The organism is Pseudomonas sp. NPDC090752, from assembly GCF_055584805.1.
On record NZ_JBVJLI010000006.1, the window covers coordinates 189,936 to 210,482 of the forward strand.

Consider the following 20,547-nt stretch of genomic DNA (forward strand, 5'->3'; position numbering starts at 1 on the left):
ATGCGGGCATTGATAGGGTCAGGCAGTGGCCCCTACCCACATAGTGCGTCGCTTGCATGATTGAGGACTTGCCATCTCATGCCGCACGTTTGGCATATGGCGTCAGATCCTGCCCGCCCCATGATGCACAAGGCCCGGTCAGCTGGGCTGCCGGGCCAATGGCACTGCGCGTCAAGCGAGTGCTCAGTGCGTCGGGTACTGCATGAACTTCTCCACCATCTGGTCTACCGTGAACGTCGCTGGTCGCTGGCGCGGTGGGTAGTCCTTGAAGGTATGCAGGAACTGCTGCACGCGGATCATCGCGGGGAGCGCCACCACGGCGACCTTTTTGTCCCACCACACGTTGTAACTGTTCGACTCGGTGTCGGCCCGCTCGAATGGATCGCGGCGCAGGTTGAAGACCTTGGGTATACGCAGTTCAACGAAAGGGTCGCGCCATACGTCGAAGCGTTGCGCACGCTGCTCGGCAAATACTACCTTCCAATCGCCATCACGCATGCCCAGCAGTTTCCCGTCGTCGCTGAAGTAGTAGTAATCGGAGCGCGGACCTTTCTTCTGGGCGCCCGTGAGATAAGGCAGGAAATTGTAGCCATCCAAGTGCACCTTGAACTGTTCGCCTCCTACCTGATAGCCGTTAAGCAGCCGCTCCTTGATGTCGCCTACGCCGGCAGCGGCCATCAGCGTCGGCAGCCAGTCCTGGGCCGACATGATCTCGTTGGAAATACCGCCAGCCTTGATATGCCCAGGCCAGCGCACCAGCGCCGGTACGCGGAATCCGCCTTCCCAGTTGGTGTTCTTCTCGCCGCGGAAAGGCGTGATACCGGCGTCCGGCCATTGGTTGAAGTGCACGCCGTTGTCGGTGGTATAGATCACGATGGTATTGTCGGCGATACCCAGGTCATCGAGTTGCTTCAGCAATTGCCCGACGTGGCCGTCGTGTTCAAGCATGCCGTCGTTGTAGAAACCCTGCCCGGATTTGCCTGCCACCTTGTCGCTGATGTGGGTGTAGTAGTGCATGCGGCTGGAGTTGAACCAGACAAAGAACGGCTTGTCCGCCTTCACCGCTTTGTCGATGAAGCCTTTGGAAGCTTGCAGGAATTCCTCGTCAATGGTCTCCATTCGCTTGCTGTTCAGTGCACCAACGTCTTGGACCTTGCCGTCGGCGAAACTGTGGATCACCCCGCGTGGATGGATCATCTTGTCGATGGTTGGATCTTTGGTCCAGTCTGGATCTTCAGGCCCCTCTTCGGCATTGAGGTGATAGAGGTTGCCAAAGAACTCGTCGAAACCGTGTTGAGTTGGCAAGAATTCGTCACGGTCGCCCAAATGGTTCTTGCCGAATTGGCCAGTGGCGTAACCCAGAGGCTTGAGTAGCTGCGCCAGGGTCGGGTCCTGCTTCTGGATGCCGACCGGCGAACCGGGAATACCGACCTTGGTGAGCCCCGTGCGCACCGGGTGCTGCCCGGTGATGAAGGCCGCGCGCCCGGCCGTGCAACTCTGTTCGCCGTAGTAGTCCGTGAACATCGCGCCTTCCTCACCCAATCGGTCGATGTTGGGGGTGTGGTATCCCATCATGCCGTGACTGTAGCGGCTGACGTTGGTGATGCCGATGTCGTCGCCGAAGATCACCAGGATATTAGGCTTGTTGGCGGCATAGGTCATAGATGAAAGCAGGGTGCCAATGGCGACTAGCAGGGAAGTGAACAGACGCATTGCGTGCTCCAGGCGTGAAACGCCGGTGAAAGGTAGTTACTTGCTACCAGTGTCGAGGGCATCTGGATTCACTGAATTGCCATTTGACGTCAGTGTTTTAGCTCTTAAGGACTTCCAATAAAAATCAAAACCTCTAGGCAAATCCACCTATGATTGTCTAGCCTTCTCATCGTCGAGATCAGGGGGTGCGGGCAATCATGCACCGGCTCATCTAAGGTGAGGATTGGATGCACGTCACATTGTTGCTGGAGGGTCTAGATCACTACATCAGTGACGAAACGCCTGTGCGAGTGGTCAATATCTCGGTCAATGAACTCGGCTTGGGGTTATCCGCTTTCGCAGGCGACGAGCCAGAAGCGCGAGATCATCGGGGCAACCCTCGATAGGAAAAAAGAAGCGGCTGATGCGATGGGAGCATACGGTCGTTGAGGCTGAAGCTTCCAAGGGAGCGCGATTCAAGGAAAATGGAAAATGAGCATCCTCTAGGGTTGCTTAGCGATATATTAGGTCTGATAAGCCACAGGTTATCCCTACCTATCGCAGCGTTGAACGAGAAGACATTGACAGAGCCGATACCGATGCCCTCCTCCTCGCCGTTGGTACTGGCGGAACTGGCCGCCAGCACCCGTGCCGCCGCAGACGCGTTCATCGCAGCGGGAACCGCGGCAAACACCGTACGCAGTTATCAGAGCGCCCTCGCCTATTGCTCCGCCTGGCTGCAACTGCGCTACCGGCGCGCACTCGGTGATGGCGCCCTGCCCCCGGAGGTGGCGGTGCAGTTCATTGTCGACCACCTTGCCCGACCCGACGGTGCAGGCGGCTGGAGCCACCTGCTGCCAGCGAACCTCGATGCCGCGCTGGTCGCCGCCGGCGTCAAGGGAAAACCAGGCCCGTTGGCATTCAGCACAGTCAGCCACCGCCTGGCCGTCCTGGCCAAGTGGCACCGCTTGCAGCAGTGGGAAAACCCGGCAGAGAGTCAGGTCGTGAAAACCCTGTTACGTGAGGCCCGTAAGGCCCAGGCTCGCCACGGTGTATCGGTTCGCAAGAAAACCGCCGTGGTGTTGGAACCTCTGCAGGCGATGCTCGCCACCTGCACCGACGGCGTGCGCGGCATCCGCGACCGAGCCCTGCTCTTGCTCGCCTGGAACGGTGGCGGCAGACGACGTTCGGAGGTGATTGCTCTGCAAGTGGAGGATCTGCGGCGTTTGGATGCCGACACCTAGCTGTATTCACTGGGAACAACAAAGACCGACACAGGGTGTGTCCGTCGCGAGAAGCCTTTGCGTGGGCCCGCAGCGCAGGCCCTGGATGCCTGGTTAGCCACCGCCCCAGCGCTCAGCGGACCGCTGTTCCGACGCTTGTACAAAGGTGGACGAGTCGCTACGGCGGGCCTCTCTGGCGACCAGGTTGCGCGCATTGTCAAACGCCGCGCCCAACTGGCCAAGCTCGACGGCGATTGGGCCGCGCACAGCCTTCGCTCGGGGTTTGTCACTGAGGCCGGAAGACAGGGGGTATCTCTGGGTGAGGTAATGGCCATGACGGAGCACCGCAACGTTAGTACTGTTATGGGCTATTTCCAAGCAGGATCACTGTTAAGTAGCCGCGCCTCCCAATTGATGTCCATTTCCGACGAACCGGACAACGACCATGCCCTTACACCGGTGACGGGCAAATAACCCTACAACTTTTCTTGTCGTAGATCGAGGTTATTTCCCCATGTCTGCCGCACCAAATAAGTTTGTTCGGGTGGTCAGTGAAGGGTTTACCATTTAAACCGGCTATCATTTGGTCCGGGTGCTAGGTTGAGACCCTCCAAAAATTGTCCGGTCGCAGGAGGTAGCATGGTTTGGCGGCGCATCATATATGCAATCAGCCATAGAGCAATTTCAGGCTTGTCTCGACGTACTCGACGACCTAAAACTAAAGGATCCATTGGTGCATAACCAAAAACATCATCCTCAGAAGAGATAATCTGAAATACACCGAAGACCATACCGCAGTAGAACAATGCTTGCATGCGAGAGGAAACTGAGCCGTATAACCCCTCCTGCAACGGCGTACTTATAGTAGTCTTCTTCGTTCTATCAATTGACCGGCTACGGCCGTTCTGACCGTGTAAATAGCCTTTCCAAGAGCCTCCGTAACAGTCCCATTCCTAACACCCTTTTTTCGCGACCGTACGCTGTCGGAATTGAGCTGGAAAATCAGCTGTATTTTGATGCGGGAGTGGAAACCCCTAAAACTTTTCCACTTTCCATCAAGTGGATACTGAAAATCTCACTTAAATCAGTCTATTGGGATTTTCCAATTTTTGCTCGACGCTCACACTTACTGTCTCCCATACTGCGTTTCTCAGCGTGATGCTGTGCTCATCTAATTCCTCCCGTTTCTACTAAGGATTGGTACCAATCAGCGTAAGGCGTGTTGGTTACCTTGTAGCGGCTATAGTCCGGGCTCCCATCACTCCACCATACTGGGCCTCTTTCTCCTAAAGCCACCTTGGCAGCAGCTACCTGCAATCGAGCAGCTTTAAGCTGCTCTGCATTACCAGAGGTCTTCGCGCTTTTCACGGCTCGCCGTGCCTCCATGAGCTGTACCACCAGGCGCTGACGCTCTTCATCGTGTAGCAACGGATTACTGCATCGCCACAGCTGCCCCTTTACGACGAAATAGCGGCCATCGGGTGTCTTAGGATACATAGCGCAGGTCTCGTAAGCTCAGAAGCACGTCAAGGCGAACTTGCTGAGCGCTAGAGAACCATCATGAATTTGTGACCAAGCCATCGAACCCTCCTCGTCATGATCCCTGCAGCCCACCTAGTTTGCTCAGAAGCCGCTTGAGATCAGCAATATCCTGAGCATCCAAGCGAGCAGCGATCAATTGCTCGGCCTGCTTTGCCTGATCGATCATCGAAGCCAGCATGTCCTCTCCCCGTGGCGTCATTGACACCAGCTTGCGGCGGCGGTTGGCCTCATCGGTCTCGACAGTCAACAAGCCACTCTTGCTCATGCGGTCGATCACATAGGTGCCCGTGGCTTTATCGAAGCCGGCCCGCTGCCCCAGGGTTTGTTGGTCGCAGGTGCACTCCTCGGCCAGCACCACCAGGATCGCGTACTGCACAGCAGACAGGCCCGTATCCACGCACTGCGTCCAGCAGGCAGTGGAATGCTGGCCGGCCCGGCGCACCAGGTGCATCAGTGAACATTCCCCGTGGGGCCACAAAGGCGCTGCAACAATTACGGCGCGTAGGTCCGTGAACATCTTGACTCCGTTGACGAATGAAATTAAGTTTGACTACGAACAGTTCGAACTAAAACAAATGACAAGGGCACTACCCCACGAATCCAGTGATCGGCGTGAAGTGTAACGGAGGTCGCTGCGCTCGCTTACAAAACCTACAGCGAACATGACCCGTCAGCGACCATGCCACGGACTTGTACCGCCAAAGCCTGAGGAGAATCCCCTGAAGTATTACGACGACCTGAGAAGCTATATCGCGGCCTTGGATGATCTGGGCGATATCATGCACGTGCACCGGGAGGTCGATTGCGATTTCGAACCCAGCGCAATCACGCGGCGCAGCTACGAGATCCAGTCGCCTGCGCCGCTTTTTCATCGGGTGGCCGGTGTAAGGCCAGGCTTTCGACTTTTCGGTGCGCCGGCCTCGTTGTCCTCGTGCAAGCACATGCCCTACGCACGGGTGGCCTTGTCACTGGGTCTGGCTGCGCAATCCACAGGACCCGAGATCATCGAGGCACTCTCGGCGGCGCGGCAGCAGCCGGGGATCGCGCCAGTTCGAGTCGCCAGCGACGACGCGCCGTGCCATGAAAACATCTTGCGTGGCGACGATGCCGACCTGGATCGTTTTCCAATTCCCTACGCCCACGATAAGGATGGCGGCCGGTACGCCAACACCTGGGGCACGCTCATCGTCAAGACGCCTGATGGCCAGTGGACAAACTGGTCCATTGCCCGGGTAATGAAGGTGGACGGCAAGCGCATGGTCGGGCTGGTCGTGCCGAGCCAGCACATTGGCCAGATCTGGACCCAGTGGGTACAGCGTGGCGAGCCGATGCCCTATGCGCTGGTGCAGGGGCCGGCCCCCGCGATTTCATGTGTTTCCGGCATACCCATTCCAGCTCAGGCCGATGAAGCGGACTACGTCGGAACGCTGGCTGGAGCGCCGGTTACAGTGGTCAAAGCCATCAGCGTGGACCTGGATGTACCCGCCACTGCCGAAATCGTCATCGAAGGGCATGTGTCCATCGCCCGCGACTGCCAGGAAGGTCCCTATGGTGAATACGGTGGCTACTTGGGCGAAGGCTCATCTGCGCAACCCACCTTCCACGTCGAAACCATCACCCACCGGCATGACCCGATCTGGCCGATGTCGGTGACCGGCCGGCCGGCCGACGAGTCCCATACCCTCTGGGCCATGGGGCTGGCCGCGGATGCGCTGACTCACTTGCGCGAAGCCGGGCTACCGGTGAAGACCACCTGGATTCCGGAAGACTCTACGGTGCATTGGCTGCTCGTGGTCATGCCCGAGGATTGGCGTGAGCGGCTGCCGGGTGTGGACAGCCAGGCGCTGGCACAGCGCATCGGCGAAGTGCTGTTCAAGACCGATGCCATGGTGTTCATTCCGAAAGTCTATGTTGTCGACGACGACTTCGATCCCACCGACCTGCGCCAGGTGGCCTGGGTGCTATCGACCCGGGTTCACCCGCTGGGGCGTCGCGCGGTATTCGCCGATCAGCGCGTGGTCCGCCTGCCGCAGTGCTACGAAGAGCACGAATACGTTGCCGGTAAAGGCCCCAAGGTGGTGTTCGACGCCTTGCAGAGCCAGCGTCATGTGCATGCCTCGTTCGCGCAGGGATATCCCCAGGACGTGCGTGAACGCGTTCTGGAAAAATGGCCAGACTGACACGTCAATGCGGACTTTTCACCCGCTCACTTCGCTAGGATCGACTGGGCAGGAGGGGCACGCCTAGCATCGCATGGACGTTGGCAATCAAGTCATCCATCGCAAAGGGCTTGATCAATACTGCCGATGAATCTCGCAATACCTCATCGTCAAACACCGAGGGATTAGCGTAACCGGTCATGAAAATGACGGGCAAACCTTCACGGGTTTGGCGTCCAAGCGTCGCCATCTCCTGCCCATCGATACCACCCGGCAGACCTATATCCGTTACCAGCAGATCGATGCGTGTATCTGAGGCCAGCAATTGTAGCCCCGCCTGGCTGTCTGTTGCCTCGATAACCGTGCAACCCAAACCACTCAGAACGTCACTGACAAACAAACGCACTGAGGGCTCGTCATCGACAACCAATACAGTGCGGTCTGACCATCGAAGTGATAAATCATGAGGCATTTCAGTTCGGCCAATGGGCTCTGGCTGACCCAGAGCGGTTGGCAGCGAAAGGTGAACGCATGTCCCAATCTTTTCCTCAGAAATAATTCTGACCTGCCCTCCTGACTGTTTGGCAAAGCCATACACCATCGACAACCCCAAGCCCGTGCCTTCACCCAAAGACTTGGTAGTGAAGAACGGTTCGCAAGCTTTAAGCAGCGTTTCGGGAGACATGCCCACCCCGTTGTCGGTCACGCAGATTGTCAGGTACGAACCTGACTTCAGCTCCGAATCCAAATCGGGGCCTTCCTCAAGTGTTACGTTGGTTGTCGTGATGGTGATCTTGCCAGCTTTCTTGCCAATGGCATCCCGCGAGTTGATGCAAAGGTTCAACAGTGAGTTTTCGACCTGGACCGGATCGACCAAGCAGGTGAAAGGCTCTGCCCGCAAATCGACATGAAGTTGAATAGACGGGCCGACGGTACGTCGTATGAGATCCGTTAGCCCGGCGATCAGCCCATTGATGTCTGTGCGAGAAGGTTGCAAAGGTTGACGGCGTGAAAACGCCAACAATCGATGCGTGAGGGCAGCCGCCTTTTGGGCTGCCCCGTGTGCAACTTCAAGGTAGCGCTCTACATCCGCCGACCGCCCTTCCTTTCCCCGCAGTCTGGCCAAATCCAGGCTGCCGGTGATACCTGCCAGCAGATTGTTGAAGTCATGTGCGATGCCTCCGGTGAGCTGCCCTATCGCTTCCATTTTTTGCGCTTGGCGCAGCGCATCCTGTGCGGCCTCGCGCTGGGCAACGGCTTCGCTGACACGCTCCTCCAGGGTCCGATTCAGGTTCAAGAGCGCGGCCTCGGCCTCTTTTCGAGCGGAGACATCAATAGAAGAACCAATGAGCCCTATGACCTCTCCAGCCTCATCGAGTAAAGGTGCTTTAACCGAGAGCCAGGTGGTCGCAGAGTTGTCGGGCATGTCGATCCGCTCTTCGATCTGAACAGCCTTGCCGCCACGCATGACCTCCTGATCGGTCTGCATCACCTGGCGTGCCTGGGCCTTATCTTCCAGGAACTCCAGATCAGTTTTACCCAGATAAAACTCTGGGGGTTTGCCGATCAGTTGTGTCGCCCCATGGTTTGCAATGAGGACTCTCCCCTCCAGGTCTTTCGCATAGACAACACCGGGCACCGCAGCTGTGAAGGTGCGCAACAACGCCGAGACGCGGTCTCGCTCGGCCTCGGCAGCCCTTCGAGCTTCGATGTCCATGAGCACGCCGGGAAAACGTATCGCCTGCCCTTGAGCATCAAGTTCGGCGTGCCCATTGGCCTCGATCCAGTGATAGCGACCGTCATCGTTGCGCACCCTATACTCGCAGCGAAACGTGCCGCCTCGTGCCATCGCTTCTTCGATATCCCGTAAAACGCGCTCACGATCTTCTGGATAAATTGATGTGAACGCTTCGGCTATCGGAATACCCGCTTCGCATTTCTGAGCCGGAATCCCAAAAGACCTGGAAAAGCGCTCATCTGCCGTCACTCGGTCACTCGGGATATCCCAAACCCAGGTGCCCACCACCGCTGCGGCTTCCAGAACCAGGCGAAGTTTTTCCGAAGACGCGTCCGTTGCCCCCTCTCTTGCAGACCGAAAATCTTCCGACTGTGGTGGGCAAGATTGCGGTGTCCCATCATTGTTCATAAATCACCTCTGTCGCTGCCTACAAAAAATAGCGTTGAAGGCGGAGGGTTTCGCTTGCGCCGTAAGACGATGGGTTACATCGTCCCGCGATTCACGGACGAGGTTGAGAATGAACGTGTACAGAGAGTTCGACCCAAGCGCAACGGTTTCCTACCACGCGACCCTAGTTGAGACGGTTGGGATCTAAGTATTAACTCAACCTTCGAGAATGCCAGATCACCAGGGATACCATCGTAGATGGCCGCTGTCCTAACCGTATATGGGCCGGTGAGTACCACTGGGTATGATCCGCCCGCCCCCCCTCATCGTCTCCGGGAAGGGAAACAATGGAGTCCTTCGATCTACAACGCATGCTGTTGGGCGAACTGCCCCTGACATTTCTCCTGGAAGTCGCCCTTCGGGTGCTAGCGGCTTTCGCAGCAGTTTTCTTTTTTCTCAAGTTCAGTGGTCGTCGCGGCATCAAACAGCTCTCCCGCTTCGAGCTAGTGGTGATCCTGACCCTCGGCTCTGCTGCCGGGGATGTAACTTTCTACGAGGATGTCCCGCTCCTGCCGGTGGCGCTGGTATTCCTGACACTCCTGCTGCTGTATCGAGGTACTGTCTACCTGATGACGCAGAGCAGGACGTGTGAGGCCTGGATTGATGGGGTGCCGATCACGGTGGTCAAGGACGGCATGTACGAGATTCATTCGCTGCGTAATATGAACATTTCCTCGAATGAACTCTTTATGGAGCTACGCCAAAGAGGGGTGGAGCACTTGGGGCAGGTGCGGTTGGGCTTGCTGGAAACAGATGGCGAACTCAGCTTGTATTTTTATGCGCCAGAAGACACGAAGGCGGGCCTATCAGTGCTTCCGTTCGAGCATCGCCTGGAATACGCCTCTGCTCCCCATGCTGGTTTGTATTGCTGCGTGGGGTGTGGTTTTTCGACCTACCATGAGGCACACGACTTGATCGTATGCGAGCGCTGTGGCCATGGCGTTTGGTCTCCAGCGCTGGACACACTCAGAAACCGTTAGCTGTCTCGCGGCAAACCGAACAGGCTAGCCTGTTCTCCGGGAGACGCGGTATTAAGCGGAGAACACGATGACTGATCAGATAGCTCTACTGGACGATGAGATCGCTTTCCTGGGTCAGATTGCTGCCGAGCTGGAAAAGCAGGTCGGACCCAGTCCCGTCACTCGCCCCTTGGTCATCGCTTGGCTGAGCGAATGGCTGAAGAAGGGATCAAAGCCCGACTTGCCTCACCTGCCTCAGCCTCTCATGGCAGCTTATGCCGCTTGGGCTCATCAAGCAGCGGATCGATGGACGCAATAGCCGCATAGAGGCGTGAACAATGCTAACAAGGTGTTTCAGCAACCACGGGGCAATGTCATTTTGATAGCTATCACCGATTATCGCTTTCCAATTTTCACCCGCGTTGGATGGTGTAATCTCCCGCCGCTTTTGCACCCAACCTTCATTGACCGAATTTGTGGAGTAGTAAAACGTGGAATGCTGCAACATTGGCGCTGCCGCAATATTGGCTTGGCGTCACCGCTTTTTGAGTACCGATGCGATCGATGAGGAGGAATACGAGAGTGCGTGCCGTAGCGCTGAAGACCTGGCGTTTTCCGGGACCATCAGCCCTAAGGAATGGGCTCACCTCGTGAGGCAAGCTAACGCTGCGCTGCTCAATCTCGATGGGATAAGGGTGGCGTAATTCCTTGTGGTAAATACTTCTGTGGCAGCAGAGTAATGAACGGTAGCGTGGTCACCGATAATCGTCCCCTGCTATTGCTCTGAGATAAAAAGAATCAGCCTCCAGACGTAGATCACGCCATTCCTGCCAAGAGATGATTCCTTGACGATCCATCTCATCGGCCTGACGAAGCAGTTCTTCGTGATAGTCGTCTGGCGAATCCATACGCAATGCTCTGTCCTCCAGCACCCGGAACCACGCGGCCAAGCAATCAAGCTTTCGCAGTTGAGCTGCAGAGAGGTCTTTCTCAATCGTTCGCATATGGATGCCTCACACGTCGATGCCCGGTTGAGTCGTCGAATCTCTCAGAGGTTCAGCAGAGCAGCGTCAGTGGACGCCTATCACCGATCTTCGAGCACTGCTGATGCCTCACGCATAAAAATCTGCAGGGTTTTCGGGCCGATACCTTCGAAACTCAAGAGCCAAGATTGGAAGGGTAATACGTCCCTCCCGCTCCTCCTCAACGTGTTCAACTGAACATCCAGTTCGTCAAAAAACCGAACGCCCAGTGCCTGTAGCCGTCTCGCCGTAGACTCATCGTACCGGGCATATCCCGCTTGACCAAGGAACCTGACTAAATCGCGATGCGGGCAACGGGCCAACTTCTCGGGCGTATCCAGGCCCTGCTGATCAACCAGGTTCCGATAGGCCTCAACGGCGACAGAAGATCGAATTCTCTTCCCGATCAAAAAGCTCGCGAGCAGCCACCTGAATAAACCCTGGCCTTCCGGATCTCTGAACTCGATTCCGAGATCGGCAGCTGTGACTGGATCTTTGATAGCGCTGCTCCTGCGGCCTATATCGACTCTACGTCGTCCTGGAGATCCTCCTCCGCCTCGGCGGCATCCGTGGCGTCGGCATCATTCAAGGGCGGTGAGGTGGGCTTCTCAGGATCGTTGATGTAGGGCACGCCGCTGGGGCCTTGCTCTTCAAGTCCTTCGGTTTTCTGCTGCATACGAAATCCTCCAGGTAATGACGCTTGGAGGGTTATCGCAACTGAAATGTTCATTTGCGTGTCATCAGGGCCGCTGGCCGCCCCCTATTTCACAGCGCATCCATTTCTGCAATATCGAGGGCTACCTGATCAGCCGACCGATCAAACATCGCCTGCTCCTGGGCATCCAACGTCATCTCGATCACCCGCTCAATCCCACCGCTTGCCAACACACAAGGAACACCCATCGCAATACCTTTACGCCCATACTCACCCTCAAGAATCGCGACCGTCGGTAAAATACGGTTTCGCCCGTTGGCAATGGCGTCCACCATCTGGGCAATGGCCACGCCTGGTGCATCGCAAGCGCTGCCTACTTTCTTCAAGCCTAGAATTTCACCGCCGCCCTGGCGTGTGCGCTCTACAATGCGATCTATTTGCTGACTGGACAAAAATTGTGTCAACGGCACCGAACCGACCGCGCAGTAACGCATTAACGGGACCATGCTGTCGCCATGCCCACCCAGCACCAGCGCCGTGATATCCCGAGCAGAAAACCCTGTTTCTTCAGCAATGAAACACTTCATGCGTGCGGTATCCAATACACCCGCCTGTCCAAACACCTTATTGCGTCCCAGCCCACTGAGCTTCCAAGCCCTGTACGTCAGCACGTCGACTGGGTTCGATACCACCAGGACCGTTGCTGACGGCGCATAACGTTTAATGTCCTGCATGATGCCGTCGAGAATAGGCATATTGATACTCAATACATCCTGACGCGACTGGCCTGGCTTACGGGGAACGCCCGCCGTGATCACCACCAGGTCCGAATCCTGCAACAGTTCGGCCTTGGACCCGCCTAAGACCCGGGTATCAGAACCCGACTCGACTGCCGCCTGCCAAACGTCCAGCGCCTTACCTTGGGCCAGGCCACCTTGCACATCGATCAGCATCAATTCACGGCAATACTCTTCCCGAGCGATGATCTGAGCCGCCGCCTCGCCAACTATCCCAGCACCTACGATTGAAAGTTTGTTCACTTAACACCTCCCGCAGCTCACGTCTTCTGACGCAAGCGGCTGTTCAGAGAAGCTCGCAGTCCTGTACCCTGCCCCGCGCCCTACAACCGCTTCGGAATGCCTACTGCCCATGAATAAATTGATCCTGCCCATCGCCATCTTCTTTAGCGTGCTAATCGCTGGAAAAATCGCTGAGCACTACGCCATGGACGGCAGTTGGAAAATCGGTTTGCTGTGCCTGGTGGCTGCCGCGGTCCAGATCGCAGTGACGCGCTACCAACGCTCGCAGCAGCGAAAAGCTCAGCGCTGAAGCGCCATGGGCGACGCCCTGACGCTCACATCAGGCAATAGAACTCGCTGACCTGCGCCACCACTGCGCCCTTACCATCGTACAAGCGCGCCTCGGGCGTCAGCGCCATCGACCGCGCCTCCAGGACATAACGTTCGCCCGCCTTGAAATGCGCGTAAGGAATGGTCAGGTAACATTCGCGCACGGTGGTGCCACCCATCATGCTCATGCCCCCACCGCCACCGACTTCATAATCGAAGCGAACCATCAGCTCATGGCTGCCGGGGCTCACTTGAAAAAACCGGCCGTCCTTCAGGCGTTGCTTGTCCAGCCGCTCGGCCAGCAGTACTCGGTCATTGGGAAATGGCATCGAGAAATCGACCCAGGCCATTTGCGGATTGGCGGCGGGCATGGGCGCCTGACAACCCGCCACCAGCGTGATTGCGAGTAACAGCATCAACCTGCACATGATGAATGTCCCAAGGGATCATCTGTTCAGCATAGCGCCGACCCGGGCCGTTCTGCCATTTCGCAGACAAACACTGCCACTTTGGCGCAAGTAGGCTGCGCAACTGCAATCAGGGCGTTATGGTGGGGCCTCAGGTAGGACCCCCATCTGCATCGGAGGCAGTCATGACAACCCTTTTTCGCATTAGTGTGCTGGTATTGGTGGCGGGCATGTTGTTGGGCGACATCGTGCTAGCCAGTGTCGGCCTGGTGGTTGTATGTGGTGCGGCTATTTACAGCAGCATCCAGCAGGACAAACAGGCTGATTGCCCTTCGCCTTCAGATTTTATTGCCTAGTTGCACCCGCACTCGTTCGATCTCAGTCACCACCTGCTCCGTCGCCTCCTCGACCGTGCGCTCATTGCGACACAGGAACCAGCCGTTGTCGGTGGCCACCTGCTCGAACGCCTTGGTACAGGCGACTTGCTCCTGGAGGTTGAACAGCACGGTGCTGCGCAGCCCTGCCGAGCGTGCGGCCGCCCTCGCCCATGAAACTTCAGGCTCGGTGACAACCCCCACATGCAGGTCTGGTACCCGTACATTTCGGTCGATGTTCAACGCCAGCACCTGGGCAAACGGCACGAGCCGGCGAAACGCCGCATCAGACGGGTACCAGCGATCAATCAAAATGATGCTGTCCGCAGGTTGCTTAGGCAGCACATGCTGGGAAATCCAAGCGCGGCTATCGGCCAGCCGCTCACACACCTCCAGCTCCAGAGCTTGGCTGGGGTTCCTGACGAATGTGTTGACCAGGGCCATCGTGTCCGCCCGGCCGGGATCGTTGTTTCGCTCGCACAGCCGGACCACTTTGTGCCTATCAGCCCGCAACGCTCTGGTAACCGACTCCAGCAATGTCGTTTTACCCGTTCCCTTGGGTCCATCGAACGAAATGAACATGCTTCAAAGCTGCCTTAGTGAGCCAACACGCCAGGAGTACACTTGTACTCCACCCGTATAATCCGTACTTCACTCTACCCGTCGAGCATCACGGCGTACCGCCTGTGGTGGCACGCCATAGCCCCGCATGAACACCTCGCGCATGTGCCGCCGATCCCTGAAGCCGGTTTCCTTGGCCACCGTATCCAGGCTGTGGCGGCTTTGTTCAATCATCAAACGGGCCGCCTCCAAGCGCAGGCTCTCCACCGCCTTGGCGGGTGATTGCCCAGTTTCAGCGGTAAACACCCGAGTGAACTGCCGTGGGCTCAGATGAGCTACCTCCGCCAGCTCTTCCACGCCCAGCGGGCGGTTGAGGTGCTGCCGTGCATAAGCGAGGGTGCTCTGGATACGATCAGACTTGGGCGCGAGCGCCAGCAGTTCCGAGTGCTGCGATTGCCCGCCGGAGCGGCGCTGGTGCATGACCATCTTGTGCGCGATGGAGCGGGCGAGCGCGGCACCCAGGTCCTTCTCCACCATCGCCAGCGCCATGTCCAGGGCGGCGGTCATCCCCGCCGACGTCCAGACCGGGCCATCGACGATGAAGATCCGGTCCTCTTCGACCTTGACCTCGGGGTGCATGCGCTTCATCGCCTCGGCGTAGTACCAGTGGGTCGTTGCGCGCCGACCGTCGAGCACCCCGGACTGGGCCAGCACGAACGATCCGGTGCACAGGCCGGCCGTGCGCCGCGCCGCTTCGACGAAACCGCGCACGCTGTGCAATACCTTATCGCCAGGCGGGCTCTGCGGCGTCAGCGTGCCAGTCACCATCCAGGTGTCTGCCAATCCGGGCGCCCCCAGCGGCAGGGTATCGACATGCATGCCGAGCGAAGAGCGGACAGTTCCCCCGCCCATGGAGAAGTTTTGGATCCTGTAGACCTCCTTGCCCGCCACCAGATTGGCGAACTCGAACACGGTTTGTGTCGCCAGGGACATGACCTGGAAGCCTTCGGTAAGCAGGTAGCCGACGCGGTGCATGGCGTTGTTCCGTTACTGGGTGTCCTGAAACACTACCCTATACGTCATTTAAGACATTCGCAACGTTGCGCATCATGGCGGCATCCCCAACCAACGGAGCTCAGCCATGACACAGCAATTCAAAGGCACTGCACTGATCACCGGCGCATCCACCGGTATCGGCTCAATCTTCGCAGAGCGCCTGGCGCGCCGCGGTTATGACCTGGTGCTGGTAGCGCGCAACCGGGAGCGACTCGATGCACTTGCCAGCCGTATCAGCGGCGAAACCCAGCAAAGCGTCGAAGTGTTTCCGGCAGACCTGGGCAACGCCGCCGACCTGGCGCGAGTCGAACGTAAACTGCGCGAAGACGCCAGCATCAGCCTGCTGGTCAACAACGCCGGCATCGGTACCCACACCAGCCTGCTGGAAAGCGATGTCGAGCGCATGGCCGAGATGATCAGCCTCAACGTCACCGCCCTCACCCGCCTGAGCTATGCCGCCGTGCCAGGCTTTGTTGAGCGCAAGCACGGTGCACTGATTAATATCTCGTCTATCGTCAGCCTGGCGCCGGAGCTGCTCAACGGCGTGTATGGCGCCAGCAAAGCCTATGTCACCGCGTTCACCCAGTCGCTGCACAAGGAGCTGGCCGGCGATGGCATCAAGGTTCAAGCGGTATTGCCGGGCGCGACGGCGACCGACTTCTGGCAGATCGGCGGCCTGCCCGTGGAGAATCTCGACCCAGGTATCGTCATGTCGGCTACCGACCTGGTAGAGGGTGCCCTTCAAGACTTCGACAAAGGTGTGCTGATCTCGATCCCGTCGATGCATGACCTGACACCGTACGAAACCTTTGAAGCCAACCGACAAACGCTGCTCGGTCAGCTTTCAAACAACCGTCTGGCGCCACGCTACAACGCCTGATCGCGTTTACAACGGCAGGCGCAGGTAATCCTCCGGATTTTCATCGCAGCAGTGAAAGTCTTACCTCGCCTCGCCGGTTTTTGTAGCAAGCCAATACGGATAGCCTGACACCACTTCCACTTTATCGAGGTCATGCCAATGAAGGCCGTTGTCTACACCCAAGCCGGTTTGCCTATTCAGGACCCGCAGTCCCTGTTCGAAACAGACCTGCCCCAACCAACTCCAGGCCCCCGAGACCTCCTGGTCGAGGTCAAGGCCATCGCCGTCAACCCAGTCGATACCAAAGTGCGCGCCAGCCGCAACACCGGCCAGCCGCAGGTTCTGGGCTGGGACGCGGTTGGCGTCGTGCGCAAGGTCGGCAGCGAAGTGTCGCTGTTCCAGCCGGGCGACGAGGTGTTCTATGCCGGCGCCATCGACCGCCCCGGCAGCTACAGCGAGTTTCACCTGGTCGATGAACGCATCGTTGGCCACAAGCCGCGCAGCCTGGACAACGCCAGCGCCGCTGCCTTGCCATTGACATCCATTACTGCCTGGGAGCTGTTGTTCGACCGGCTGGGCGTCGAGCAGAACGGCGGCGCGGGCGAACGCTTGCTGATCATCGGCGCCGGTGGCGGCGTAGGCTCGATACTCGTGCAACTGGCCCGGCAACTCACCCAGCTGACGGTGATCGGCACCGCCTCGCGGCCTGAAACCCGGCAGTGGGTCAGCGAACTGGGTGCCCACCACGTGATCGACCATTCGCTTTCGATCCCGCTGCAACTGGCAGAGCTGCAGCAGGACCCGGTGGACTACGTGATCAGCCTGACCCACACCGACAGCTACCTGGCGCAACTGGTGGAAGTGCTGCGCCCGCAAGGCAAGCTGGCACTGATCGACGACCCGGCGCAGCTGGATGTCATGCCGCTCAAGCGCAAGTCGCTGTCCCTGCACTGGGAGCTGATGTTCACCCGCTCGCTGTACAAGACCGACGACATGATCAAGCAGCATCAGTTGCTGGAGCGGGTGTCGGCGCTGGTCGACGAGGGCGTGATCAAGACCACGGTGGGCGAGCACTTCGGGGTGATCAGCGCAGTCAACCTCAAGCGCGCCCATGCCCTGATCGAAAGTGGCAAGGCCCGCGGCAAGGTTGTTCTGGAAGGGTTCTGATCTTCCGCGTGTGTCAGTTGGCCGTTGCCTGCGCCGCGCTTCGTGCGCGGTGCAGGCAATTGGTCAGGTGCAGGCGCATCGCCGCACGTGCCACCTCGGCGTCGCCCCGCTCCAGCGCGGCATAGATCTGCTCGCGCTCACGCGCCTGCAGCTGGCGCTGTTGCTTGTCGACGGTGGGTTGCAGGTCATTGATCAAGGTATTGCCCACATGGGTCATGGCATCGATGAAGAAGCTGTTACCGGTGCACAGGGCGATCTGCAGATGGAACTCGAATTCGATGCGGCTGCTGTCCTTGTGCAACGGCCCGACGGCGTTGGCCTCATCCAGCGCTTTGCGCAGGGTCAGCAGCTGGTTTGGAGTAGCGCGTTGCGCAGCCAGCGCGGCACCTTCGACTTCCAGGCTCAGGCGCAGCTCGATGCGGGCCACCGCATCGTGGGCGGTGCCCTTTTCGCCCTTGCGCTCGTGAAAGTCACCTGGCCGGGTGGTGTCCACGACGAAGGTGCCGATGCCCCGGCGCGTCTCTACCAGCCCCTCTGCCTGCAGCCGCGACATGGCTTCGCGCACCACGGTACGGCTGACGCCGCGTTGTTCGGTGAACGCTTGTTCGGTGGGCAGCTTGCTGCCGGCAGGTAGCTCGCCAGCCAGAATTTGGCGCGACAGGTCGAGCACCAGTTGCTGGGCCAGGCTGAGGCGCCGGTCAGGGGTGTCCCGTTCCATTCAAATGATCCCTTCAAACAAACGATGCGCGATTATACCCGCAGACTTGCGCGCGAACGCACTATAATGCCGGCTGATCACATTAGAGCAAGACGATGTCCGACGTTACCTCTACTGCCTCCGTCAAACCACGCCGCCTCGCCGAAGCGCTGGTCGAGCGCTTTGCCCAACGCATCCGCGAAGGCACCCTCAAACGCGGCGACAAACTCCCCACCGAAGTGCAGATCATGGCCGCCGAAAGCGTCAGCCGGGCAGTCGTTCGCGAAGCCATGTCGCGGATGCAGGCGGCAGGCCTGGTCGATACCCAGCACGGTGTCGGTACCTTCGTTCTCGACATGCCGGCGCCTGAGGGCTTCAACGTGGGGCCGGCGACGATCGCCCAGCTGTCCGATGTGCTCGACCTGCTGGATTTTCGCCTGAGCCTGGAAGTACAGGCGGCGGGCATGGCTGCCGAACGGGCCACGCCGCAGGCGATCGAAGAACTCGAACACGCCCTGCAGGCGCTGCTGGAAGGCCCGGAAAAGTCCGGCAGCACCATCAATGCGGACTTTCAATTCCACCTGAAAATCGCCAAGGCCGCTGGCAACCCCTACCTGATCGATATCATGAAGCACCTGGGTACCAAGCTGATCCCGCGGACCCGGATGAACTCCGCCTACACCGGGCAGAGCCATCGCAGTACCTACCTGGCAGGGATCAACGCCGAACATCAGCAGATTTTCGACGCAATCGTCAGCAAGCAGGTCGATGCAGCGCGCGCGGCCATGTTCCTGCACCTGAGCAATAGCCGCATGCGTCTGCGCGAAGCGCAGCTACGCCAGGCCTTCTATAGCGAGTGACTCCGCTTACTCAGCCTGGGGTGCCGGCACCACGTCGTGGAATGCCAGGCCGGCACTGTCCTTGACCTTCCAGGGGTTGCTGCCATCGGTCTCACTGAACTGGACAGCGTCGAACCTCGAATCCTTCAGGCCATCGATGCGTGCCTTGGCTGGCCCACTGAAACGCACTCGTTCAAACGCCAGCTGCTGGTGATAGGCACCATGCTGGCTGTCGCCCTTGACCTCGATGGCGGCCAGTTGAGCGTTCTCCACCGTCACGTCGCTGACCTGCACATCACGGAACTGCCCCGGGACGGTCGAGCGCTGGTAATCCAGCTTGGCGTTGGGGTCGTTGTAATCCAGGGTAAAAATGAAGGCCTGTTTAGCGGTATTGCGCAGCGCGGAATCGCGGAAGATCACATTGCGCGCCCCGCCACCCATGAAGTTGGTGCTTTTCATGCGCAGGCCGGCATCGGTGCCGTAGGACACATTGTCCTCGGCCAGGATGTTCTGGATCCAGGCCCCGGTATGGCTGCCCGCGACCACCATGCCGTGCCCGTTGTGGAAGTAATTGTTGAAGATCCAGGCGTCTTCCTGAGGTTTCTGCCCCACGGCCTGCGCCCCGGTACCGGCGGCGAAATTGACGCAGTCATCGCCGGTATCGAAGAAATTGTTGAACACCATTGCGCCACGGCTGTTGGCGAACTCGATGCCATCACCGTTATTGGCATCAAAGGTCGTGTGCGTGGTGTTGGCCAGCACCACGTTCTCGGTTTCCAGGTTCATGATGCCGTGGTAAGCCGGGTTGAGCACGGTAATGCCACCGTAGAAGACGTTCTTCACCTCGCGCAGGGTAATCAGCGACGAGCGCATCTGGCCGTAGGCGTCCTTGACGTTCATGCCCTCGGCCACCGCGCGCTCGACCTGGGCCTTGGCCAGCACGCCGTCGTGCATATAACGGGTGTTGTCGCTGGCTCGGTAGGACAGGTCGGCGTTACGTTTCCAGCCATTGCCGTCGATCGTGCCCTTGCCGACGATGCGAATGTTCTCGAAAGCCTGGTGCTTGCGCGGGTCGCGCGGCAAGGCGTTGATCAGCGACGCCGGGCGCACGGTGGTGGAGTACGGGTACTGGATATAGCCGTCGCGCGGGTAGTCTTCGGCGCGTTCCGAGCCCAGCAAAGTTGCGCCTTCGGCAATCTCCAGGGTCATGTCGCTCTTCAGGTAGAGCGCGCCGCTCTTGTAAGTGCCCTTGGGCAGCAGCACCTTGCAGCCCGCCGTACACGCATCGATGGCGCGCTGGATCGCAGCGGTATCCACCGTTGTACCATCACCCTTTGCGCCGTAATGCCTGACATCGAACAGCGCCGCCACGGCGGTGGTGCGCTGAACGACTACAGGGCTGTCGGCCGACTCTTTGCCGTGCCGGTCTACCGAACGCACGGTGAAGCGGTACTGGCTATCGGGCTTGAGGCCTTGGGCAGTGAAGCTGTGGATGGCGATACGGTGATGGAAGTTGCGCGTGTCCTGCTGGTAGAACCGGTCGATGTAAGGTTTGGCTGGAGATACCTGGGCGTTGTTGTCATTGCTGGCGCCCAGCAGCCGGCCATTGGCGTAGACGTGATAGTCGGCAATGTCTGCGTGCTTGGCGGGCTTTTCCCAAACCAGGATGATCTGTTGATCGTCGTAGGCCAGGGTCGGGACCAGGACTTTTGTGGGGGCTTCGAGTGCCCATAGTGGCAGGCTGCAGCCCATGGCCAGGGTGGCCAGCGAAGCTCGGGCAAATGAAAAGACAATCGGCATA

21 protein-coding genes and 1 pseudogene are annotated in these 20,547 nt (G+C 58.7%); 8 read left to right on the forward strand and 14 right to left on the reverse strand.

What is annotated here, in order from left to right:
* Positions 1 to 183: 183 nt before the first annotated feature.
* Complete coding sequence (locus tag ACZ6YA_RS10870) at positions 184 to 1,713, reverse strand: arylsulfatase (protein WP_465897109.1); 1,530 nt, start codon at positions 1,711 to 1,713, stop codon at positions 184 to 186.
* A 578-nt stretch (positions 1,714 to 2,291) separates the two neighbouring features.
* Between ACZ6YA_RS10870 and ACZ6YA_RS10875 the strand changes: the two are divergent.
* Positions 2,292 to 3,389: pseudogene (locus ACZ6YA_RS10875) on the forward strand (site-specific integrase).
* A gap of 86 nt (positions 3,390 to 3,475) precedes the next feature.
* Here the strand turns inward: ACZ6YA_RS10875 and ACZ6YA_RS10880 are convergent.
* From ACZ6YA_RS10880 to ACZ6YA_RS10890, 3 genes are all read right to left on the reverse strand, one after another.
* On the reverse strand, positions 3,476 to 3,730 hold the full coding sequence (locus tag ACZ6YA_RS10880) for a hypothetical protein (RefSeq protein WP_465897110.1): 255 nt from the start codon (positions 3,728 to 3,730) through the stop codon (positions 3,476 to 3,478).
* A 352-nt stretch (positions 3,731 to 4,082) separates the two neighbouring features.
* Positions 4,083 to 4,412, reverse strand: a complete 330-nt coding sequence (locus ACZ6YA_RS10885) for a hypothetical protein (RefSeq protein WP_465897111.1) — start codon at positions 4,410 to 4,412, stop codon at positions 4,083 to 4,085.
* A gap of 97 nt (positions 4,413 to 4,509) precedes the next feature.
* Positions 4,510 to 4,908, reverse strand: coding sequence for a MarR family winged helix-turn-helix transcriptional regulator (locus ACZ6YA_RS10890; protein WP_465897112.1), 399 nt, complete (start codon positions 4,906 to 4,908; stop codon positions 4,510 to 4,512).
* Positions 4,909 to 5,119: 211 nt separating this feature from the next.
* On the opposite strand from ACZ6YA_RS10890, the gene ACZ6YA_RS10895 reads away from it, so the two are divergent.
* Complete coding sequence (locus tag ACZ6YA_RS10895) at positions 5,120 to 6,637, forward strand: UbiD family decarboxylase (RefSeq protein WP_465897113.1); 1,518 nt, start codon at positions 5,120 to 5,122, stop codon at positions 6,635 to 6,637.
* A gap of 34 nt (positions 6,638 to 6,671) precedes the next feature.
* On the opposite strand, the gene ACZ6YA_RS10900 is transcribed toward ACZ6YA_RS10895, so the two are convergent.
* Positions 6,672 to 8,762, reverse strand: a complete 2,091-nt coding sequence (locus ACZ6YA_RS10900) for a hybrid sensor histidine kinase/response regulator (protein ID WP_465897114.1) — start codon at positions 8,760 to 8,762, stop codon at positions 6,672 to 6,674.
* Between the two features lie 326 nt (positions 8,763 to 9,088).
* Between ACZ6YA_RS10900 and ACZ6YA_RS10905 the strand changes: the two genes are divergently transcribed.
* Positions 9,089 to 9,781, forward strand: coding sequence for a DUF421 domain-containing protein (locus tag ACZ6YA_RS10905; protein WP_465897115.1), 693 nt, complete (start codon positions 9,089 to 9,091; stop codon positions 9,779 to 9,781).
* A 734-nt stretch (positions 9,782 to 10,515) separates the two neighbouring features.
* Here ACZ6YA_RS10905 and ACZ6YA_RS10910 read toward each other — a convergent pair.
* The 4 genes from ACZ6YA_RS10910 to ACZ6YA_RS10925 all read right to left on the reverse strand — a co-directional run bounded on the left by ACZ6YA_RS10910 (position 10,516) and on the right by ACZ6YA_RS10925 (position 12,477).
* Positions 10,516 to 10,764 (reverse strand): hypothetical protein, encoded by a 249-nt coding sequence (locus tag ACZ6YA_RS10910; RefSeq protein ID WP_465897116.1) that lies wholly within the window; start codon positions 10,762 to 10,764, stop codon positions 10,516 to 10,518.
* Between the two features lie 80 nt (positions 10,765 to 10,844).
* Entirely contained in the window at positions 10,845 to 11,282 is a 438-nt protein-coding gene (locus tag ACZ6YA_RS10915) for an HhH-GDP family DNA glycosylase (RefSeq protein ID WP_465897211.1), read from the reverse strand.
* 17 nt (positions 11,283 to 11,299) lie between these two features.
* Entirely contained in the window at positions 11,300 to 11,458 is a 159-nt protein-coding gene (locus ACZ6YA_RS10920) for a hypothetical protein (protein WP_465897117.1), read from the reverse strand.
* 89 nt (positions 11,459 to 11,547) lie between these two features.
* Positions 11,548 to 12,477: a malate dehydrogenase gene (locus tag ACZ6YA_RS10925; protein WP_465897118.1), complete on the reverse strand. Its 930-nt coding sequence runs from the start codon at positions 12,475 to 12,477 to the stop codon at positions 11,548 to 11,550.
* 109 nt (positions 12,478 to 12,586) lie between these two features.
* On the opposite strand from ACZ6YA_RS10925, the gene ACZ6YA_RS10930 reads away from it, so the two are divergent.
* On the forward strand, positions 12,587 to 12,766 hold the full coding sequence (locus ACZ6YA_RS10930) for a hypothetical protein (RefSeq protein WP_465897119.1): 180 nt from the start codon (positions 12,587 to 12,589) through the stop codon (positions 12,764 to 12,766).
* A gap of 25 nt (positions 12,767 to 12,791) precedes the next feature.
* Here ACZ6YA_RS10930 and ACZ6YA_RS10935 read toward each other — a convergent pair whose 3' ends face one another.
* Entirely contained in the window at positions 12,792 to 13,214 is a 423-nt protein-coding gene (locus tag ACZ6YA_RS10935) for a PA0061/PA0062 family lipoprotein (protein ID WP_465897120.1), read from the reverse strand.
* 164 nt (positions 13,215 to 13,378) lie between these two features.
* On the opposite strand from ACZ6YA_RS10935, the gene ACZ6YA_RS10940 reads away from it, so the two are divergent.
* The gene (locus tag ACZ6YA_RS10940; protein ID WP_465897121.1) at positions 13,379 to 13,549 is read left to right on the forward strand and encodes a hypothetical protein; all 171 of its coding nucleotides are present in this window, start codon (positions 13,379 to 13,381) and stop codon (positions 13,547 to 13,549) included.
* Here ACZ6YA_RS10940 and ACZ6YA_RS10945 read toward each other — a convergent pair.
* Positions 13,532 to 14,149 carry a dTMP kinase gene (locus tag ACZ6YA_RS10945; RefSeq protein WP_465897122.1) on the reverse strand — a complete coding sequence of 206 codons (618 nt, stop codon included), beginning with the start codon at positions 14,147 to 14,149 and terminating at the stop codon, positions 13,532 to 13,534. The two genes, ACZ6YA_RS10940 and ACZ6YA_RS10945, sit on opposite strands and share 18 nt — an antisense overlap.
* A gap of 69 nt (positions 14,150 to 14,218) precedes the next feature.
* Positions 14,219 to 15,163 carry a GlxA family transcriptional regulator gene (locus ACZ6YA_RS10950; protein WP_465897123.1) on the reverse strand — a complete coding sequence of 315 codons (945 nt, stop codon included), beginning with the start codon at positions 15,161 to 15,163 and terminating at the stop codon, positions 14,219 to 14,221.
* Positions 15,164 to 15,269: 106 nt separating this feature from the next.
* On the opposite strand from ACZ6YA_RS10950, the gene ACZ6YA_RS10955 reads away from it, so the two are divergent.
* Together ACZ6YA_RS10955 and ACZ6YA_RS10960 are read left to right on the forward strand one after the other, a co-directional pair.
* The gene (locus tag ACZ6YA_RS10955) at positions 15,270 to 16,064 is read left to right on the forward strand and encodes an SDR family NAD(P)-dependent oxidoreductase (protein WP_465897124.1); all 795 of its coding nucleotides are present in this window, start codon (positions 15,270 to 15,272) and stop codon (positions 16,062 to 16,064) included.
* 138 nt (positions 16,065 to 16,202) lie between these two features.
* Complete coding sequence (locus ACZ6YA_RS10960; protein WP_465897125.1) at positions 16,203 to 17,210, forward strand: zinc-binding alcohol dehydrogenase family protein; 1,008 nt, start codon at positions 16,203 to 16,205, stop codon at positions 17,208 to 17,210.
* Positions 17,211 to 17,223: 13 nt separating this feature from the next.
* Here the strand turns inward: ACZ6YA_RS10960 and ACZ6YA_RS10965 are convergent, their stop codons facing one another.
* Positions 17,224 to 17,928 carry a FadR/GntR family transcriptional regulator gene (locus tag ACZ6YA_RS10965; protein ID WP_465897126.1) on the reverse strand — a complete coding sequence of 235 codons (705 nt, stop codon included), beginning with the start codon at positions 17,926 to 17,928 and terminating at the stop codon, positions 17,224 to 17,226.
* 95 nt (positions 17,929 to 18,023) lie between these two features.
* On the opposite strand from ACZ6YA_RS10965, the gene ACZ6YA_RS10970 reads away from it, so the two are divergent.
* The gene (locus tag ACZ6YA_RS10970; RefSeq protein ID WP_465897128.1) at positions 18,024 to 18,767 is read left to right on the forward strand and encodes a FadR/GntR family transcriptional regulator; all 744 of its coding nucleotides are present in this window, start codon (positions 18,024 to 18,026) and stop codon (positions 18,765 to 18,767) included.
* A gap of 6 nt (positions 18,768 to 18,773) precedes the next feature.
* On the opposite strand, the gene ACZ6YA_RS10975 is transcribed toward ACZ6YA_RS10970, so the two are convergent.
* On the reverse strand, positions 18,774 to 20,546 hold the full coding sequence (locus ACZ6YA_RS10975; RefSeq protein ID WP_465897130.1) for a glycosyl hydrolase family 28 protein: 1,773 nt from the start codon (positions 20,544 to 20,546) through the stop codon (positions 18,774 to 18,776).
* Position 20,547: the final 1 nt, after the last annotated feature.

Bases quoted from the DNA above. Each gene is read 5' to 3' on its own strand.
- ACZ6YA_RS10965 (WP_465897126.1), bottom strand. From the start codon at position 17,928: ATGGAACGGGACACCCCTGACCGGCGCCTCAGCCTGGCCCAGCAACTG.
- ACZ6YA_RS10920 (WP_465897117.1), bottom strand. From the start codon at position 11,458: ATGCAGCAGAAAACCGAAGGACTTGAAGAGCAAGGCCCCAGCGGCGTG.
- ACZ6YA_RS10940 (WP_465897121.1), top strand. From the start codon at position 13,379: ATGACAACCCTTTTTCGCATTAGTGTGCTGGTATTGGTGGCGGGCATG.
- ACZ6YA_RS10970 (WP_465897128.1), top strand. From the start codon at position 18,024: ATGTCCGACGTTACCTCTACTGCCTCCGTCAAACCACGCCGCCTCGCC.
- ACZ6YA_RS10950 (WP_465897123.1), bottom strand. From the start codon at position 15,163: ATGCACCGCGTCGGCTACCTGCTTACCGAAGGCTTCCAGGTCATGTCC.
- ACZ6YA_RS10935 (WP_465897120.1), bottom strand. From the start codon at position 13,214: ATGTGCAGGTTGATGCTGTTACTCGCAATCACGCTGGTGGCGGGTTGT.
- ACZ6YA_RS10960 (WP_465897125.1), top strand. From the start codon at position 16,203: ATGAAGGCCGTTGTCTACACCCAAGCCGGTTTGCCTATTCAGGACCCG.
- ACZ6YA_RS10930 (WP_465897119.1), top strand. From the start codon at position 12,587: ATGAATAAATTGATCCTGCCCATCGCCATCTTCTTTAGCGTGCTAATC.
- ACZ6YA_RS10890 (WP_465897112.1), bottom strand. From the start codon at position 4,908: ATGCACCTGGTGCGCCGGGCCGGCCAGCATTCCACTGCCTGCTGGACG.
- ACZ6YA_RS10945 (WP_465897122.1), bottom strand. From the start codon at position 14,149: ATGTTCATTTCGTTCGATGGACCCAAGGGAACGGGTAAAACGACATTG.
- ACZ6YA_RS10905 (WP_465897115.1), top strand. From the start codon at position 9,089: ATGGAGTCCTTCGATCTACAACGCATGCTGTTGGGCGAACTGCCCCTG.
- ACZ6YA_RS10870 (WP_465897109.1), bottom strand. From the start codon at position 1,713: ATGCGTCTGTTCACTTCCCTGCTAGTCGCCATTGGCACCCTGCTTTCA.
- ACZ6YA_RS10880 (WP_465897110.1), bottom strand. From the start codon at position 3,730: ATGCAAGCATTGTTCTACTGCGGTATGGTCTTCGGTGTATTTCAGATT.
- ACZ6YA_RS10975 (WP_465897130.1), bottom strand. From the start codon at position 20,546: ATGCCGATTGTCTTTTCATTTGCCCGAGCTTCGCTGGCCACCCTGGCC.
- ACZ6YA_RS10910 (WP_465897116.1), bottom strand. From the start codon at position 10,764: ATGCGAACGATTGAGAAAGACCTCTCTGCAGCTCAACTGCGAAAGCTT.
- ACZ6YA_RS10895 (WP_465897113.1), top strand. From the start codon at position 5,120: ATGACCCGTCAGCGACCATGCCACGGACTTGTACCGCCAAAGCCTGAG.
- ACZ6YA_RS10900 (WP_465897114.1), bottom strand. From the start codon at position 8,762: ATGAACAATGATGGGACACCGCAATCTTGCCCACCACAGTCGGAAGAT.
- ACZ6YA_RS10955 (WP_465897124.1), top strand. From the start codon at position 15,270: ATGACACAGCAATTCAAAGGCACTGCACTGATCACCGGCGCATCCACC.
- ACZ6YA_RS10885 (WP_465897111.1), bottom strand. From the start codon at position 4,412: ATGTATCCTAAGACACCCGATGGCCGCTATTTCGTCGTAAAGGGGCAG.